The following is a 2945-nucleotide window of genomic DNA, read 5'->3' as shown; positions in this document are numbered from 1 at the left end:
CCGGGCCCCTCGCGTGGCCGCGGAGTTGGGTAAAGGAGCCGGCCCCCCCCCACCCCCCCCCCCGCCCCCCCCGGCGCCGCCGTCGCCCCCGTTCTGCACCGACACCTTCCACCAATGGATGCCGCAGCGCCCGCCACCGCACAATCGCCGCGTGCCGTCCCCGCCGACAACACCGCCCCCGCGATCCCCGCAGCCCGAGCGAGGAACACCATCCGCGCCAACCCGACCTCCTCGACGAACCCAGCCATCCCAGCCGCGCACCCCGACGACCCCACTCACCCCGACCATCGCCGACACCATCGCCCGCCACGACTACTTCCTGCGGAGGCGGGATCTCCTCGCGCTCGGCTTCCGCGACGGCCACATACGCGGCGAACTGGCGCGCCGGGCGATCTTCCGCGTGCGGCAGGGCTGGTACTCGATCCCCAGCGCGCCAGATGCTGCTGTACGCGCGGTACGGGTCGGCGGCCGTCTCACCGGAACCAGCGCGCTCGAAAGTTACGGCATCCCGGTGCCGCACCGGCCGCGACTACAGGTCACCGTCGCAGCGACCGCCTGTCGCCTGCGCAACCCCCTGGATCGCCATCGTCGGCTCTCGCGCAGCCACGATGTCGGCGTGCAATGGACGGGCCAGGGCGGCAGCATCCGGTACGAATCCCCGTGGCGGGTCACCGTGACAGAGGCGCTCGCCGCGGTCCTCCGTTCCGAGGGGCGCGACGTTGCGGTGGCGTGCGCTGACCTGGCGCTGCGGTTCGACATGGTGACTCCAGCCGACGTCGCGACCCTGTTCGCAGATGCGCCGCGTCGCACCGGACGCTGGCACCGCCTCGTCGACGGACGGTCCGACTCGCACGGCGAGACATTCGTGAGGTTGTGGCTGGGTGACGCGGGTATCCGGTTCGAGCCCCAGCCGCGACTCGCGGGCGTCGGGCGCCTGGACGGCCGGGTGAGCCGCTACACCTACCTCGAGATCGACGGCTCACAGCACGATGCGCCGACCGAGGGACCAGTGGATGCTGCATCCAGCCAGTTCGAGCGGGATCGCCACCGCGATACCGTGGCCGCCATCGACGGCAAGCGCGTACTCCGCTTCACCTACCGCCAGCTCTACACCAGCTGGCACATGTGCCTGGCCGCCGTCAGGCGTGCCGTGGCAGACGACGCGCGGCGCGAGCTCGCCGAACGCGACGCCGCGCGCTACCGAAAACGAAGGAGAAAACGCGTCGATGGTCGGAATGGGGGTACCGCGACGACGGATCCGTAGCAAACTCCTTCGTTTTCGTTCGACCGCGACCGTGGTACCCACCGCATCTGGATCGACCCCGCCGCCTGCGCATGCCGCGACCGCACCGCGCATCGCGCGGCACCCGCGCACTGCACCGCACGGCGCCCGCGATCACCCCGGCCACCACACCCCGATACCGTTGCCTCATGACATGGCTAGTGACCGGCGGTGCCGGATACATCGGATCCCACGTAACGCGCGCCCTCGTGGACGCCGGCATCGGCGCGGTCGTCATCGACGACCTCTCGACGGGGCGTGAACAGTTCGTGCCCGATGGCGTGCCCCTCGTGCGCAGCAGCATCCTCGATGGCGGGGTTGTCTCCGACACGATCGACCGCCACGGCGTGACCGGCGTCATCCATGTCGCGGGATACAAGTACGCGGGCGTCTCGGTCTCCCGCCCACTGCACACCTACGAGCAGAACGTCACGGCGATGGCGGTGCTGCTCGCCGCGATGTCGGACCGCGGGGTCGACCGGATGGTCTTCTCCTCCAGCGCGGCCGTCTACGGCACCCCGGATACCGATCTCGTCACCGAGGACACCCCTAAGAACCCGCAGTCGCCGTATGGCGAGTCGAAGCTCATCGGCGAATGGCTCCTCCGTGACATGGAGGTCGCCGGGGGCCTGCGCCACACCTCGCTCCGCTATTTCAACGTCGTCGGGTCAGGCACACCCGACGTGTATGACGTCAGTCCACACAACCTCTTTCCCCTCGTGTTCGAGGCGCTGCTCGATGGCAAGGTGCCCCGGATCAACGGAGGCGATTACGCCACGCCCGATGGAACGAACGTTCGCGACTACATCCACGTCGCCGATCTGGCACTTTCCCACGTCGCGGCCGCTCGGCGACTCGACGCCGGCGAGCCGGTGGAACGTGCCTACAACCTCGGCAGTGGGGAGGGAGTGTCCGTTGGCGAGATCATGACGGCGATAGCGGATGCCACGGGCATACCCTTCACGCCCGAGATCGGGCCCCGCAGGCCGGGCGACCCCGCCCGCATCGTTGCCGGAGGGGCGCTCGCCACCCGTGACCTCGACTGGCGCATGCGGCACTCCCTCCGCGACATGGTGCAGAGCGCCTGGGACGCGCGCCGCGGCCCGTCCGCCTGACCCGCCGCCGGGCGCCCGCGTCGGCAACGCGCCCCCGGCGCCTCCGCGGCCCAGGGCCCCCGCAGCCCCCTGCATGAGCCCAAAACGAAGGAGATGCGGCCGTGTGATGGCGCTCGGCGCGCACTTTACCGCTTCGTGACCCGTATCTCCGTCGTTTTCGTCACCCGCCACCGGTGTCCTCCCACGCCGTGGCGTCAAGCTGCCGCACCCGCACCCGCACCCGCACCCGCACCCGCACCCGCACCACGCGTCCGACGAAAACGAAGGAGATACGGGTACATCGGGGGCGCAGGGGGTGCCGATCGGTCACGTCGGAACCGAAGTCCTTCGTTTTCGTCAAAACGCCAGCGGATGTAAGCCGCATCCAGTTGCGCCGCGTTGCTCGGCAGTACCTCGCCGCGTAAGCCGCATCGAGATACGTTGCCCCCGCACCCCCGCACCCCCGCACCCCCCCCCCCCCCCCCACCCCCCCCCCCGCCCCCCCCCCGCACCGCCCCCCCCCCCCCCCCCCCCCCCCCCCCCCCCACCCCCCACCCCCACCCCCCCGC

At 70.9% G+C, this 2945-nt stretch carries 3 protein-coding genes; 2 read left to right on the top strand and 1 reads right to left on the bottom strand.

Annotation, left to right across the window (positions count from 1 at the left end; genetic code table 11):
* Positions 1-151 precede the first annotated feature (151 nt).
* Positions 152-1264 carry a PDDEXK family nuclease gene (locus tag G5S38_RS15340; RefSeq protein ID WP_165070493.1) on the top strand — a complete coding sequence of 371 codons (1113 nt, stop codon included), beginning with the start codon at positions 152-154 and terminating at the stop codon, positions 1262-1264.
* A 167-nt stretch (positions 1265-1431) separates the two neighbouring features.
* Positions 1432-2397 carry a UDP-glucose 4-epimerase GalE gene (galE, locus tag G5S38_RS15335; RefSeq protein ID WP_165070491.1) on the top strand — a complete coding sequence of 322 codons (966 nt, stop codon included), beginning with the start codon at positions 1432-1434 and terminating at the stop codon, positions 2395-2397.
* 160 nt (positions 2398-2557) lie between these two features.
* On the opposite strand, the gene G5S38_RS15330 is transcribed toward galE, so the two are convergent.
* Positions 2558-2737 carry a hypothetical protein gene (locus tag G5S38_RS15330; RefSeq protein ID WP_165070489.1) on the bottom strand — a complete coding sequence of 60 codons (180 nt, stop codon included), beginning with the start codon at positions 2735-2737 and terminating at the stop codon, positions 2558-2560.
* Positions 2738-2945: the final 208 nt, after the last annotated feature.

The sequence above is a fragment of the Marisediminicola senii genome, assembly GCF_011057645.1.
GTDB classification, from domain to species: Bacteria; Actinomycetota; Actinomycetes; order Actinomycetales; family Microbacteriaceae; genus Marisediminicola; species Marisediminicola senii.
Note: the sequence above shows the minus strand (reverse complement) of the source record. Positions and strands in the feature narration are given on the sequence as shown.

What these genes read in the sequence shown, in the direction of transcription:
- galE (WP_165070491.1), top strand. Translation starts at nt 1,432, where the DNA reads ATGACATGGCTAGTGACCGGCGGTGCCGGATACATCGGATCCCACGTA.